The sequence below is a fragment of the Bradyrhizobium sp. USDA 3364 genome (genome assembly GCF_054056355.1).
This window is the reverse complement of record NZ_JBSRYG010000002.1, coordinates 57484-70014: the sequence shown is the minus strand read 5'-3', so window position 1 is coordinate 70014 and position 12531 is coordinate 57484. Positions and strand designations below refer to the sequence as shown.

At 61.9% G+C, this 12531-nt stretch carries 12 protein-coding genes; 10 read left to right on the top strand and 2 right to left on the bottom strand.

Annotated features, from left to right (window positions below; translation table 11 throughout):
* Positions 1-159 precede the first annotated feature (159 nt).
* Genes ACVILL_RS00475 through ACVILL_RS00465 form a run of 3 tightly spaced genes read left to right on the top strand, consistent with a single transcriptional unit; the run spans position 160 to position 2583 of the window.
* On the top strand, positions 160-1335 hold the full coding sequence (locus tag ACVILL_RS00475; protein ID WP_456734131.1) for an acyl-CoA dehydrogenase family protein: 1176 nt from the start codon (positions 160-162) through the stop codon (positions 1333-1335).
* A gap of 10 nt (positions 1336-1345) precedes the next feature.
* Entirely contained in the window at positions 1346-1900 is a 555-nt protein-coding gene (locus tag ACVILL_RS00470; protein WP_456727334.1) for a flavin reductase family protein, read from the top strand.
* Positions 1897-2583 carry a TetR/AcrR family transcriptional regulator gene (locus tag ACVILL_RS00465; RefSeq protein ID WP_456727333.1) on the top strand — a complete coding sequence of 229 codons (687 nt, stop codon included), beginning with the start codon at positions 1897-1899 and terminating at the stop codon, positions 2581-2583. The genes ACVILL_RS00470 and ACVILL_RS00465 overlap by 4 nt, the downstream gene beginning before the upstream one ends.
* A 6-nt stretch (positions 2584-2589) precedes the next feature.
* Here the strand turns inward: ACVILL_RS00465 and ACVILL_RS00460 are convergent, their stop codons facing one another.
* Both ACVILL_RS00460 and ACVILL_RS00455 read right to left on the bottom strand, forming a co-directional pair.
* Positions 2590-3465: a polysaccharide deacetylase family protein gene (locus tag ACVILL_RS00460; protein WP_456727332.1), complete on the bottom strand. Its 876-nt coding sequence runs from the start codon at positions 3463-3465 to the stop codon at positions 2590-2592.
* A 16-nt stretch (positions 3466-3481) separates the two neighbouring features.
* On the bottom strand, positions 3482-4579 hold the full coding sequence (locus ACVILL_RS00455; RefSeq protein ID WP_456727331.1) for an LLM class flavin-dependent oxidoreductase: 1098 nt from the start codon (positions 4577-4579) through the stop codon (positions 3482-3484).
* A gap of 168 nt (positions 4580-4747) precedes the next feature.
* On the opposite strand from ACVILL_RS00455, the gene ACVILL_RS00450 reads away from it, so the two are divergent.
* From ACVILL_RS00450 to ACVILL_RS00420, 7 genes are all read left to right on the top strand, one after another.
* Positions 4748-5620 carry an FAD binding domain-containing protein gene (locus tag ACVILL_RS00450; RefSeq protein WP_456727330.1) on the top strand — a complete coding sequence of 291 codons (873 nt, stop codon included), beginning with the start codon at positions 4748-4750 and terminating at the stop codon, positions 5618-5620.
* Between the two features lie 4 nt (positions 5621-5624).
* Positions 5625-6110 (top strand): (2Fe-2S)-binding protein, encoded by a 486-nt coding sequence (locus ACVILL_RS00445; protein WP_456727329.1) that lies wholly within the window; start codon positions 5625-5627, stop codon positions 6108-6110.
* Positions 6107-8497: a xanthine dehydrogenase family protein molybdopterin-binding subunit gene (locus ACVILL_RS00440; RefSeq protein ID WP_456727328.1), complete on the top strand. Its 2391-nt coding sequence runs from the start codon at positions 6107-6109 to the stop codon at positions 8495-8497. The genes ACVILL_RS00445 and ACVILL_RS00440 overlap by 4 nt, the downstream gene beginning before the upstream one ends.
* A gap of 79 nt (positions 8498-8576) precedes the next feature.
* The gene (locus tag ACVILL_RS00435) at positions 8577-9830 is read left to right on the top strand and encodes an ABC transporter substrate-binding protein (protein ID WP_456727327.1); all 1254 of its coding nucleotides are present in this window, start codon (positions 8577-8579) and stop codon (positions 9828-9830) included.
* Between the two features lie 51 nt (positions 9831-9881).
* Positions 9882-10766: a branched-chain amino acid ABC transporter permease gene (locus tag ACVILL_RS00430; RefSeq protein WP_456727326.1), complete on the top strand. Its 885-nt coding sequence runs from the start codon at positions 9882-9884 to the stop codon at positions 10764-10766.
* A gap of 7 nt (positions 10767-10773) precedes the next feature.
* Positions 10774-11760, top strand: a complete 987-nt coding sequence (locus tag ACVILL_RS00425) for a branched-chain amino acid ABC transporter permease (protein WP_456727325.1) — start codon at positions 10774-10776, stop codon at positions 11758-11760.
* A complete protein-coding gene (locus tag ACVILL_RS00420) occupies positions 11757-12527 on the top strand; it encodes an ABC transporter ATP-binding protein (protein WP_456727324.1) in 771 nt (256 codons plus the stop codon). The genes ACVILL_RS00425 and ACVILL_RS00420 overlap by 4 nt, the downstream gene beginning before the upstream one ends.
* Positions 12528-12531 lie beyond the last annotated feature (4 nt).

The following is a 12531-nucleotide window of genomic DNA, read 5'->3' as shown; positions in this document are numbered from 1 at the left end:
GGGCCCACAAACTTGCGAGCCTTGATCTCTGGTGATCGATCGATAAACTAAGCCAGATGGCTCGATCGTACGTTCAAATGTCTTGGAGATCGAACGAAGGAAGAGACCATGGTTGAGGTTGAGCGTGGGCTCGACGCCAAGGTGCCGCCAGGCCCAGATATGGATCGCTATTCGGTCATGGTCGCGCGAGCCAGGGCGCTTGTTCCGGCCCTGCGTGAGCGAGCGTCGCGGACCGAAGAGCTGCGTCGCTTGCCACCGGAGACCGAGCGGAATCTGCACGATAGCGGACTTTTTCGGATCCTGCAGCCCAAGCGCGTCGGCGGGAGCGAACTCGACTATGTTGCCTTGGTCGATTGCGCTGATGCCCTGGGGCAGGGTGACGCTTCGGTTTCCTGGAATTTTGCCAATCTTGCCAGTCACCACTGGATGCTGGGGATGTTTGCACCGGAGGCGCAGAGCGCGGTGTGGGGCGAGAATCCAGATGCGCTGATCGCATCTTCCTTTGTTTTCCCGGCCGGTCGCGCCAGGAAGACAAATGGCGGATATGTGCTGAGCGGCCATTGGCCGTTCTCATCCGGGGTGGAAGCATGTGGATGGAACATGCTCGCGAGCGTGGTGGCCTCGGATGATGAAGCCGACGGTGTCGAGTATCGGCTGTTCCTGTTGAACAGGCGGGACTACAGCATCGACGATACATGGAATGCGGCTGGTCTGCGCGGAACGGGATCGAACGATGTTCGCGTAACGGACGCATTCGTTCCCGAGCATATGACAGTCGCCGTCAGCGATCTTGCGGGTGGTGCAACGCCAGGCAGCGTCGTCAATCCGAACGCGCTCTATATGCTTCCGGTATTTTCGTTGTTTCCCTATGTGTTGTCCGGGGTCGGGCTGGGGAATGCCCAGGCCTGCCTTGACGATTATGTCGAGATCGCGCGACACCGCGCGTCGACGTATAATCGGGCCAAGATCGGGGACCTGCAGAGCACACAGATCAAGATCGCCGAGGCGTCGGCGAAGGTAGATGCCGCGCGGCTGATCATGCGCACCAACTGCGTTGAGGTGCTGACGGAGGTCCGGCGTGGCGATATCCCCGGTATTGCGGCGAAGACGAAGCTCCGGCGCGACGGCGCGTTCGCGGTCAATCTGTGCACCGAAGCGGTCTCTCTTCTGTTCGCGGCGAGCGGGGCGCGCAGCCTGTTCACCTCAGGAGCGTTGCAGCGCCAGTTCCGCGATGCGCATGCGGTGAACTCGCATCTCGCCTTCAATTTCGACGCGGCGGGCACCAATTACGGACGGGTAGCTCTTGGGCTGCCGTCTGAAAACCTGACCCTTTGAGGCGAGCCGGATGTCTGACTCACCCAAACATCCGCCGGATCCGGCCAGCGAGTTCGCCAGCGACAGTTCGACAATCGATCCTCGTGACTTCCGCAATGCGCTCGGTACATTTGCGACCGGGGTGACGATCGTCACCGCGATGTCGGCCGAAGGACGGCCGTACGGAATTACATGCAATTCCTTTGCGTCGGTATCGCTCAACCCGCCTCTCGTGCTGTGGAGCCTGGGCATGTTTTCGCAGGGGTTGCCCATCTTCCAGAATGCCAGCCATTTTGCCGTTAACGTGCTTGACGCCTCGCAGCAGGCGCTGGCAATGCAGTTTGCCAGATCGTCGGGCGATAAGTTTGCAGGTGTGAGCTGGACAGCAGGTCTCGGGAACGCTCCGGTGCTTGCCGACGTGGTCGCAAACTTCCAGTGCCGTGCCGCCAACCGTTACTACGGCGGAGATCACGTCATTTTCCTGGGGGCGGTGGAAGCCTACGCCTATAATCGGAACAATCCGCTGTTGTTCGCGCGGGGAGGCTTTGGCCGGTTCCTGGCTGACGATGGTGACAAGGCATCATGAATCGAAAGACGCCCGTCAAGCGAGCTCGTGCCAAGCAGAAGCGGCTATCGGCCGACGATCGTCGGAGTGAGTTCGTCACCAAGGCAACCGAGCTGTTTGCGGAGGAGGGATTTGGCGGCGGCACGCGTGCGCTCGCCCGCAAGCTCGGTGTGACGCAGCCGTTGCTTTATCGTTACTTTCCGAGCAAGGACGATCTCATCAAGGAGGTCTATCGCAAGGTATATCTCGAACCCCTTGAAATCGGCTGGGAGAAGTTGCTGTCGGATCGGTCACGTCCGCTCCGCGTGCGGCTTCAGGAATTTTACGAGATCTACACGGACGCAATCTTCAACCGAAAATGGCTGAGAATCTATCTCTACTCTGGCCTGAAGGGGCTCGATATCAATCGCTGGTATGTCGGCATGGTCAAGGACAAGATCCTGACCCGCATTCTCAGGGAATGCCGCCACGACGCCGGGCTCGCGACGCAGAGCAGACCGAGCGCCGCCGAGCTGGAACTAGCCTGGGTTTTTCACGGCGGCATCTTCTATTACGGGGTGCGCAAGTACATCTACGAAGCGCCGGTCCTCGACGACAAGGCTCAGATGATCAGTGACGCGCTGGACATCTTTCTCGCGGGATTTGAAAGGATGGCGGAGAGCGCAACTGATCGCCGACGGGCGCCGATCAAGGTCGTCGGCTGAGCCGCGCTACTTTTGCGCCGTCTGCCTCCGATACCAATCTCCAATGTCGCTCGCCGTCATGAGTGCGACGCCGTCATGGCTGGTCACGTAATCGAGCAAGGCCTCCAGGTACTTGATTCGATGCGGTACTCCCGTGATGTAGGGGTGCACCGAGATTGCCATGATCCGCGCATTCTCTGCGCCTTCGAGGTAAAGCCGATCGAACTGGTCGGTGCAGCGCGTCAGGAATTGTTCCGACGGAAGATGCTGCAACGCGTGAATGACAATGTCGTTGGTCTCGACGGAATAGGGAATCGTGGTCACGGTTCCGTGCGGCGTGGCGATATCCTGGGGTAGATCGTCGATCACCCAATCGGCCACGTATTCGATCCCGTTGAGGCGCAGCAGATCGAGCGTTTCTTCGGTCTCGGTCAGGCCCGGGCTTTCCCACGATCGCGGTGGCTTGCCGGTAAATCCCGCAATGGTGTCGACCGCACGCTTGATTGCATCCGCTTGGTTCTCGACCTTGTGCATAGGGCCCTGGATAAATCCATGTCCCATGAATTCGAAACCTGCCTCGAGCGCCGCCGACGCCACCCGCGGATAGCTGTTGCAAACGTTGGCGTTCGCGGCCAGCGTCACCGGTATCTTTCGGTCGGTGAGGGCCTTGAATTGCCGCCAGAAGCCGGCACGCATGCCGTATTCATGCCACGACCAGTTCGGCACGTCGGGCAGCAGCGGTTGGCCCATCGGTGGGCTCAGCACGGTACGCGGCATCGCATTCCCGATGCGCCATTCCTCGACATTGACGATGACCCAGACGGCAAGCTTCTTGCCGTCGGGCAAGGTCAGTTTCGGCCTATCGACCTGCGCCTGGTACGGAATGCGATCGGTAAAGGCCATGTCGAAACTCCCTAGATCACGTCGATGATCCGGTACTTGCGGCATTGATCCGCGGCAAGACCTTCTCGGCCATCAGGATCATCGACTGACGGCCCAGCTCGCGATCCTTCCAGTCCTTGCCGGCATAGAGCAGGGTTCCGAACGGGCCGGTTTCTTCCTGGAACGCCAGCAACTGGTCGGCCACGCTGTCGGGCGTGCCATAAATAATCAGCTTGTCGCAGATCGCCTCCAGCGTAACCTCGGCGTCAGGTTGGTCTCGTCGCGTCTTGAACAGCTCGAGCCGGCCGCCGCGCTTCAGCTTCGTGAACAGTTGGTGATAATAGTACACGTAGGGACTGTCGGGCGACGTGGCATAAGCCTTCGCGGTTGCTGCATCCTTTGCCACGAACACGCTCTTGGCGACGCGCCAATTGGCGGTGTCGGCCGTCCGATTCACTCGCTCGCACCCCTCGACGTATTTGGGCCAGTGACTCTTGACCCAGGCAGGCATCAGGAAGTTTGCCGAGATCGGATCCCAGCCGCGCGCCGCAGCCTCTGTGACGCCCCTTGAGAACGGCGCGACCGCGGTCACCACGATCGGCGGGTGAGGGGTCTGCAAGGGGCGCGCTACGAATCCCTGGCCGATATCCTCGATCAGAGTTCTCTTGACCGAGACGTTCCAATACTTGCCCTGCAAATCATAGGGCGGCTTGCCGGCCCAGATATCGAGAACTTGATTGATCGCCTCGAGGAACATCGCATTGCGGTCGGCGTCAAGATTGCCGAAAACCTCAGCGTCCGACAGCAATCCGCCCGGGCTTATGCCAAGTATGAAGCGGCCATCGAGCATGTGATCGAGCATGGCGACTGATGCGGCGGCTGCGGCTGGATGGGTGTTCGGCATGTTGATGGTGCCGGTTCCAAGCTTGATCTGCTTGGTTGCGGCTGCGAGCCAGGCAATGAAGGCGATGCTGGACGTGATGTTCTCGGCTTTGTCGGTGACATGCTCGCCGACATATGCCTCCGTGAACCCGAGCTCATCCGCGAGCAGGAAGGCTTCACGATCCTCCCGGAGCGATTGCCGCCAATCCTTGTCGAGAGGATGGATCGGCATCGTAAAGAACCCGAGCTTCAATATCCGCCTCCCTGCGTGTTGAACTTTAGTTGGCAGGAAACCTGCGTCCTTCCCAAGGTGAAGACAAGCCCTGCCGCGCAAATAATCACTCGATAAACAACCTTGACCTTTGAACAGGGCGGCCCTCTAATCGGGCAAACCAAATTGGGCCCGGGAGGCCACGCCCATATGAAAGCCGCGGCTTTTGCCTACGCCCGCGCGACCAGCGTCGTGAATGCGCTGGAGTTGCTTGCTGCGCATGGCGACAGGGCGAAGGTTCTGTCGGGTGGTCAGAGCCTGATGCCGGCGATGAACCTGCGGCTCCTTTCCCCGGACATTCTGGTCGATATCGGCGGCCTCGGCGAGTTACGTGGCATCGCCGTGAGGGGGGATGTACTAATCGTCGGCGCGCTGACGCGGCATGTCGACCTGCTCAGATCGCCGGAGATTGCACTGCATGCGCCGCTGTTGCGGGATGCCGTTGCCCAAATCGCCCATCCCGCCATTCGTAATCGCGGAACGATCGGCGGCAGTCTCGCCCATGCCGATCCGGCATCGGAACTGCCGGCCTGTGTCGTCGCACTTGACGCCGCGATCGTAGTTCGCGGCCCGGCCGGCGAGCGCCGGATTGCCGCGACGGAGTTTTTCAAGGGAATCTACGAAACGGCGCTGTCGCCGGACGAGTTGCTTGTCGCGGTCGAGGTGCCGGTCGCGAGCCAAGGCTCGACGTTCTTCTTTCAGGAGTATGCGCGGCGGCACGGTGACTACGCCATCGTTGGTCTTGCCGCGCGTGCTGTTGTTGCGGCTAGCAGGTTCACGGATCTTCGTCTCGGCTTCTTCGCGGTTGGCGACCGGCCTCTGCTCGCGGCGGCCGCCGGCAAGCTGATCAATGTATCCGTGGCTTCCGCCGTGCTCGCAGAGGCGGCGACAGCGCTAACCAATGAACTCGATCCGCAGCAGGATCAGCAGGCCACCGCGGCCATGCGCCGGCATCTCGCTACAGTCTTGCTCCGGCGCTGCGTGGCCGCGTTGCTCGGGCGTCCCGAACTGGCACGGGAGTGACCAAGTGAACGCTCCGGTTTCGGTCTCGCTTCTGGTCAACGGCGAACCCATCGATGCCGTTGTGCTGCCGCGGCTCAATCTCGCCGATTTTCTCAGGGAGAATCTGAAGCTGACCGGAACCCATGTCGGTTGCGAGCATGGCGTCTGCGGTGCGTGCACGGTCCGGATCGACGGCGAGATCGTCCGCTCCTGTCTGATGCTGACGGTCCAGGCGCAAGGCACATCTGTCGAGACAATCGAGGGGCTGTCCGACAGCGGTGAGATCGCCGATCTCCAGGCGGCGTTTCGGGAGCGCAATGCATTGCAGTGCGGCTATTGCACGCCGGGAATGCTGATGACGGCGCAGGACCTGCTCAAGCATGCGCCAGCGCCTGATCGGCAAGCGATCCGTGAGCATCTGTCCGGCAATTATTGCCGCTGTACCGGATATCAAGCCATCGTGGACGCTGTGGACGCGACAGCCAAAATGCGCGCGGAGCGGCCGGCATGACGGTGACCCGTGCGGCAACAGAAGCACTTTCGGTGCTCGATCGCCCGAACTCGTACATCGGCAAGACGGTGCCGCGGCCGAACCTCGACAGGTTGCTGCAAGGGCGCGGACGATACGTCAGTGACCTGGAATTGCCGCGGATGTTGCACGTGGTCTTCCTGCGTTCGCCACACGCCCACGCAAGGATCATGGCGATCAATGTCGACGCGGCCAAGTGCATGCCCGGCGTCATTTCCGTTGTCACGGGTCGTGAACTTGCAGCTGTCATCACGCCGTGGGTGGGCGTGCTCTCGCATCTAAAGGGATTGAAGTCGGCGCCGCAGCACGCGATCGCGGTCGATCGGGTCTGCTGGCAGGGTGAGGCCGTCGCGGCGATTGTGGCAACCAGCCGTGCTGCGGCCGAAGATGCCATGGAGCACATTTCCGTCGACTACGAGGAGCTCGAGGCGGTCACGGACATGCGAGTAGCGCTCGATCCGGCGACGCCCGTCATTCACGCGTCGCTCGGCGACAATCTTGCCTTTGAGCGCACCCTTAATGTCGGCGATGTCGACAGTGCATTGTCGGCGTCCGAGGTCGTCGAGGCCGACTTCGTATTCGGGCGCCACACCGGCGTGACGCTTGAACCGCGCGCCGTCGTCGCCGATTGGAATGCAGCCGAGGCGCGGCTCACGATCCATCAGGGCACGCAGGCGCCCCACATGGTGCAGAACATCGCGGCCCTGCATCTCGGGCTGAAGGAGGCGCAGGTCCGGGTGGTGTGCAAGGATGTCGGCGGCTCGTTCGGCATCAAGGTTCATATTTATGCTGACGAAATGGCGACCTACGCGCTGTCCAAGCTGCTACGGCGGCCGGTCAAGTTCGTGGCCGACCGCGTCGAGAGCTTCAACACGGATATCCACGCCCGCGATCATCGATGCAGGGGGCGGATCGGTGTCAGACCGGACGGTACGATCACGGCCTTCGAGATCGACGACCTGACGGGGATCGGTCCCTATTCGATGTATCCGCGCACCAGCGCCATCGAGGCAAACCAGGTGGTCAATCTGGTCGGCGGGCCGTATGCCACCCCGAACTATCGGGCGCGGGCGCGCGTCGTGTTCCAGAACAAGAACGTGATGTGTCAGTACCGGGCGGTCGGTCACCCGATTGCCTGTTCGGTCACCGAAGGCCTGGTCGATCTGGCCGCAGCCAAGATCGGCATGGACCCCGTCGAAATCCGCCGGCGCAATCTGATCGCAGACGATGCCTATCCCTGTGCATCCCCCTCGGGAATGAAGTTCGAGCAGCTTTCGCATCACGCCTCGTTGGCCAAGCTGCTGCAGATGATGGACTACGACGCATTGCGAGCCGAGCAAGCGGCCTTGCGCGCGAGAAACATTCACCGCGGCATCGGAGTAGCGAGCTTCATCGAAGTGACCAATCCGAGTGCAGCCTTTTACGGCGTCGGCGGCGCGAAAATCTCGTCGCAGGATGGCGTTGCGGTTCGGCTCGACGCGCAGGGCTCGGTGATCTGCCAGACCAGCATCACGGAACAGGGGCAAGGGTCGGAATCGCTGACGGCCCAGATCGTGGGCAGCGTGCTTGGCGTGTCGATGGAGCGGGTCCGGGTGATCCTGGGCGACACCGACAATACGCCCTATGGCGGCGGCACCTGGGCCTCGCGCGGCGCCGGCATCGGCGGCGAGGCCGCGTTGCAGGCGGCCAAGGCCCTGCGCCGGAATATTCTGGACGTGGCTTCGGCCATCCTGCAATCGACGCCGGCCGGGCTCGATATCGTCGACAACCGCATCGTCAACGCCGACGACGGCGCGCCGCGCATCGAGCTGAACGAACTGGCGCGGATCGTCTATTTCCGACCGGACACCCTGCCGCCGGGCGTCCAGCCCGAGTTGATAGCGACCCGGCATTTCGTTCCGCGCCAATATCCCTTTGCATTCACCAACGGTATTCAGGCCGCATGGCTTGAGGTCGACACCGACACCGGGTTCGTGACGCTGCTGAAGCATTGGGTTGTCGAAGATTGCGGCACCATCATCAACCCGCAACTGGTCGACGAGCAGATCCGCGGCGGAGTCGTGCAGGGGCTAGGCGCGGCGCTGTTCGAGAAATGCATCTATGACGAGCGCGGTCAGCTGACCAACGCCAATATGGCTGACTATCTGGTCCCGATGTCCGGCGAGATGCCCGATATCGAGATCGGCCACGTGGTGTCTCCGACGCAGGAAACGGAGCTTGGAGCCAAAGGCGCGGGCGAGGCGGGGACGGCCGGCGCGGCAGCCGCGGTTGCCAACGCGGTCAATGACGCGCTGCGGCCGATCGGCGCAATAATTACCGAGATTCCACTGACGCCTCAGGTTATCCTGACGGCCTTGGGACGTATCTGAGGCGGGGACGTTCCAGGCAACGATAACGCGATAAGCAAAACACAGACAGTGCACAGACAGTTCTTGGGGAGTAATGGTCATGACGAACAAGGTCACCAAAGCTGGATCGATATCGCGGCGTCGTCTGCTGACGACGGCAAGCGCCGGCGCCGCTCTCGCCGTCTCGCCCTTTCGCATCAACCTGCTGCAGGCCGAGGAAGCGCCCATCAAGATCGGCTTCCCCGTTCCCTTGACCGGTCCATACGGCGCCGAGGCCCAGGATCAGGTGCGGGCGGGGCAACTCGCCGTCGCCCAGTTCAATGATGCCGGCGGTCTCAACGGCCGCAAGGCCGAGCTCGTCGTGCGCGACGACAAGCTCAATCCAGGTGAGGCGGCGACGCGGACCTTGGAGCTGGTCGAGAAGGAGAAGGTGAATTTCGTCGTCGGCAGTCTGTCGGCTGCGGTTCAGCTCGCGATCAACAACGTCACCAAGGAGCGTGGCGTCATCTTCAACTCGATCAGCCAGTCCGACGCCATCAACGAGGCGGCGGACTTCAGCAAATACACGTTCCACGAGGCGCTGAACCCGCACATGACGTCAGGCGCGGTCGGCCGCTACGCCTTCGCCAAATTCGGCAAGAAGGTTGCGTTCCTCACCGCGGATTACGCCTACGGACACGAGATGGTGCGCGGCTTCCTCGAGGTCGGCAAGGAATTCAACATCGAGAACCTCGGTGACATCCGCCATCCGCTGGGAACGACCGACTTCTCCACTCTGCTGCCCCGTCTCCAGGCGCTGAAGCCCGACATCCTGTGCATCAGCAATTTCGGCCGCGACCAGCAGATCGCGCTGAAGCAGGCTACCGACTTCGGCATCAAGAAATCGATCCAGATCATTGCACCGCTGCTCTCGCATGCCAGCCGCGTCGCGGCGGGCCCCCAGGCGTTCGAGGGCGTCGTCGGCGGCTGCTCGTTCTACTGGGGCATCGAGGACAAGTTCGCCTCGACCAAGGCGTTCAACGACGCGTTCCGCAAGATGTATGACGGCAAGTTGCCGACCGACTACGGTGCGCTCGGCTATGGCGGTGTTCGGACCGTGCTCGAGGCGGTCAAGGGCGCCGGCAGCGTGGAGACCGACAAGGTCGTCGCCGCGTTGGAGGCCCTGAAGTACGACTACTACAAGGGGCCGCAATACTATCGCAAATGCGACCATCAGTCGGTGCAATCGGTGCTCGTGATCAAGTCGAAGTCCAAGGACATGAAGAACGAGTCCGATGTGTTCGAGGTTCTCTCGACCGAAGAACCCAACGAGAAGAACCTGCGTACCTGTGAGGCGCTCGGCCACAAGAGCTGAGTTCACGCGGCGCGCGCCGCGGGGCGGGGCGCGCCGTATTGAGGGGGACGAATGGCGGGCCTGAGCTTTGACCTGATTGCGCTGCAATTGTTTGCCGGGCTGGCGCTCGGCGCGATCTATGTGCTGTTTGCTATCGGCCTCTCGCTGATCTTCGGGATGTTGACGGTCGTCAATTTCGCCCATGGGGCGTTCTACATGGTGGGGGCCTATGTCGGGCTTTATCTGATCTCGATCGGCGGCAATTTCTGGATCTGCCTTGTCGCCGCGCCGATCCTGATCGGGCTGTTCGGCCTTGCGGTCGAACGCGTGTTGATCCGGCCCCTTTATGGCCGCGGCATCGACTATCCGCTGCTGCTGACCTTCGGGCTGAGCTACGTGATGGTCGAATGCGTGCGCATCGCCTTTGGCAAGACCGGCTATCCCTTCGACACGCCCGAGGTGCTCCAAGGCGCCGTCAACATCGGTGTCGGGTATTTCCCGCTCTATCGCCTGTTCGTGATCGGGGCGACGGCCGTCGTCCTGCTGGCGCTCTGGCTGTTCCTGGAGAAGACCAGCTTCGGGCTGATTATCCGTGCCGGCGCGCGCGATCCGCAGATCGTCCGCGTGCTTGGGGTCGATGTGTCCCGGGTCTGGCTGATCGTGTTCGGCATAGGTACGGCGATCGCGGGGTTTGCCGGCCTGTTGGCGGCCCCGCTTCAGGGCGTCATTCCGGAGATGGGCGGCACGATCCTCGCCGAAGCCTTCGTGGTGACGGTCGTGGGCGGAATGGGGTCGATCGGCGGCGCCGTATTGGCGGGCCTGCTGGTCGGTGTGGTGGTCAGCATGACCTCGCTGTTTGCACCCGAGATGGCCAAGGTTTCGATCTTTGCCCTGATGGCGATCGTTCTGATCGTTCGTCCCCAGGGCTTCTTCGGTCGCGCCGGATTGATGAGCTGAGCGAGGCATGACCGACGCAACCGAATTCATCAAGCAGCCCCGCGCCACGACGGCCGGCTGGTACGGGTTCGCAACGCGGCACCGCGCCAGCATTGTGGCCGCGGTGATCCTGATTTTCCCGTTGGTGATGCCGTTCACGGCGCTCGCCGTGAACATCCTGATCTACGGCTTGTACGCCCTCGGGTTCAACCTGGTGTTCGGCTATCTGGGCCTGCTGTCGTTCGGTCATGCTGCGCTGCTCGGGACCGGCGCCTACCTCTGCGGCATCGCCATCGTGCACTTCGGCTGGCCATGGTATGCGGCCATTGCGGCCGGGGTCGCCGGTGGCCTGTTGATGGCGCTGTTGATCGGTGTGCTCGCGATCAGGACCCGCGGCATCTACTTCGCCATGGTGACGATGGCGCTGTCGCAATGCGTCTACTACCTGTTCTATCAGGCCGTTGACTGGACCGGCGGCGAAAACGGGCTCCGCGGCATCAATGTCCGCACCATCGATCTGTTCGGCCTGCGGATCGATTTCATCAATCCGATGATCCGCTACTACGTCATTGCGGCCTTCGTGATCGCTGCATTCTTCGTGATGTCGCGCATTCTTGCGTCGCCGTTTGGTGCCGTCATCGAAGCGGTGCGAGAGAACGAGATGCGGGCGCGCGCGTCGGGCTATGATGTCACCAAGACCCGATTGCTGACCTTCGTCTTGTCGGGCGGCTTCTGTGGCCTTGCGGGCGCGTTGCAGGCGCTGCATTTGTCGATCGTTCCGATCGAGATCCTGCACTACGAGACGTCGGGCCTGGTTGTGATGATCGCGCTCCTGGGCGGCATGGGAACGTTCTTCGGGCCGATGATCGGCGCCGCGGTCTTCCTGGTTCTGGAGAACGTGGTTTCGGTGTGGACCGTTCACTGGCAGCTGATCGTCGGTGCCATCTTCATCGCATGCGTGTTGTTCTTCCCGGCCGGCATCTGGGGCACGTTGATTGCGCGAGGTCGACGATGACCGCCGCAGCAGGCCAGGCGAAGGAAATCATTCTGCGCACCAGGGGCGTCGGCAAGACGTTCGGGAAGTTTGTTGCGCTCAACAATATCTCGGCCGAGTTTTCTAGAGGGGCGATCACCTCCATCATCGGTCCGAACGGGGCGGGAAAGAGCACCTATTTCAATTTGCTGTGCGGCGCCTTTCAACCCACCAACGGCAGCGTGGAGTTCGAGGGCAAGGATGTCACCGGCCTACCTCAGCACCGCTTTGCCCATATGGGGATCGCAAAGTCCTTTCAGATCACCAGCGTGTTTCCGCAGCTCACGACGCGCGAGAACATCCGCGTCGGTCTGCAGGCCCTGGTGTCGCGATACGATATCTGGCGTCCTCGGGCGCGGCTGACCGAACTGGTCGAGCGCGCGGATGAGTTGCTGGCCCTGGTCGGATTGTGGGAGTCCCGGGAACGGGCGGCCAAGACGCTGGCGCATGGCGAGCAGCGGGCGCTGGAGATCGGGATGGCGCTTGCCAGCCAGCCCCGTCTGCTGCTGCTGGACGAGCCGACGGCCGGCATGAGTCCGGAAGAAACCCGGACCATGATGGACCTGATCGTGAAGCTCGCAAAGGAACGGACGGTCATCCTCGTCGAGCACAAGATGAAGCTGGTGCTCGGGATCAGCGATCGCATCCTCGTGCTGCATCATGGAGAACTGCTTGCCGAGGGAACGCCGCAAGAAGTCCGGCAGAACGAGGCGGTGAAGCGTGTCTATCTCGGCCAGCGGGAGCATTGAGGCG

What these genes read in the sequence shown, in the direction of transcription:
- ACVILL_RS00425 (WP_456727325.1), top strand. Translation starts at nt 10,774, where the DNA reads ATGACCGACGCAACCGAATTCATCAAGCAGCCCCGCGCCACGACGGCC.
- ACVILL_RS00475 (WP_456734131.1), top strand. Translation starts at nt 160, where the DNA reads ATGGATCGCTATTCGGTCATGGTCGCGCGAGCCAGGGCGCTTGTTCCG.
- ACVILL_RS00450 (WP_456727330.1), top strand. Translation starts at nt 4,748, where the DNA reads ATGAAAGCCGCGGCTTTTGCCTACGCCCGCGCGACCAGCGTCGTGAAT.
- ACVILL_RS00430 (WP_456727326.1), top strand. Translation starts at nt 9,882, where the DNA reads ATGGCGGGCCTGAGCTTTGACCTGATTGCGCTGCAATTGTTTGCCGGG.
- ACVILL_RS00435 (WP_456727327.1), top strand. Translation starts at nt 8,577, where the DNA reads ATGACGAACAAGGTCACCAAAGCTGGATCGATATCGCGGCGTCGTCTG.
- ACVILL_RS00420 (WP_456727324.1), top strand. Translation starts at nt 11,757, where the DNA reads ATGACCGCCGCAGCAGGCCAGGCGAAGGAAATCATTCTGCGCACCAGG.
- ACVILL_RS00460 (WP_456727332.1), bottom strand. Translation starts at nt 3,465, where the DNA reads ATGGCCTTTACCGATCGCATTCCGTACCAGGCGCAGGTCGATAGGCCG.
- ACVILL_RS00470 (WP_456727334.1), top strand. Translation starts at nt 1,346, where the DNA reads ATGTCTGACTCACCCAAACATCCGCCGGATCCGGCCAGCGAGTTCGCC.
- ACVILL_RS00465 (WP_456727333.1), top strand. Translation starts at nt 1,897, where the DNA reads ATGAATCGAAAGACGCCCGTCAAGCGAGCTCGTGCCAAGCAGAAGCGG.
- ACVILL_RS00440 (WP_456727328.1), top strand. Translation starts at nt 6,107, where the DNA reads ATGACGGTGACCCGTGCGGCAACAGAAGCACTTTCGGTGCTCGATCGC.